We start from the raw sequence: 486 nt of genomic DNA on the forward strand, positions 1-486 counted from the left end.
CTAAAAACCACGTCACGTCTTGGGGTCTTGAGTCTCTTCTCATAATGGGTCTTGCAAGGTAAGTGCTATCAGTCTTTATTTGGCATTACATCCGGATACGGTCCAAGGAATCGTTCACCGTTGAAGTGAATCATATGGTCCGGGTCTTCGGCAATCCATACTTCTGACTCCCATGATATCTGCGATGCAAACCTCTGCATTACACGCCGTGTTTCAAACGCTGTTACAAAGACAAGCCCAGCAGTACTACCAGCAAAAAGCTCCTTAAGCTCCTTGCGACGTTTTCCATCAACAGGGCCTGCACTGGCAACGGCCTCTATCAACAACATCCAGTTCTTGGCTTCATACCAGACGATGACGTCAGGCACCTTTGCCGCAGAATCAAGTTCAACTCCAAGTCTTCGGAGTCCTTCATCCTCCAAGTGAGTGAACTTGTTCTCGGTGTCGCCAATATAGAGGATGACGCCTCCAGGTGCAAAAGCTGGG

At 48.8% G+C, this 486-nt stretch carries 1 protein-coding gene; it reads right to left on the reverse strand.

Features of this window, described 5'->3' with window-relative positions:
• Positions 1-68 precede the first annotated feature (68 nt).
• On the reverse strand, positions 69-486 hold a 418-nt coding region (locus ACLD7X_RS18590), incomplete at its 5' end, for a BsuBI/PstI family type II restriction endonuclease (protein ID WP_411425160.1).

The organism is Aphanothece microscopica RSMan92, assembly GCF_046613545.2.
Taxonomy (GTDB): Bacteria; Cyanobacteriota; Cyanobacteriia; order PCC-6307; family Cyanobiaceae; genus NIES-981.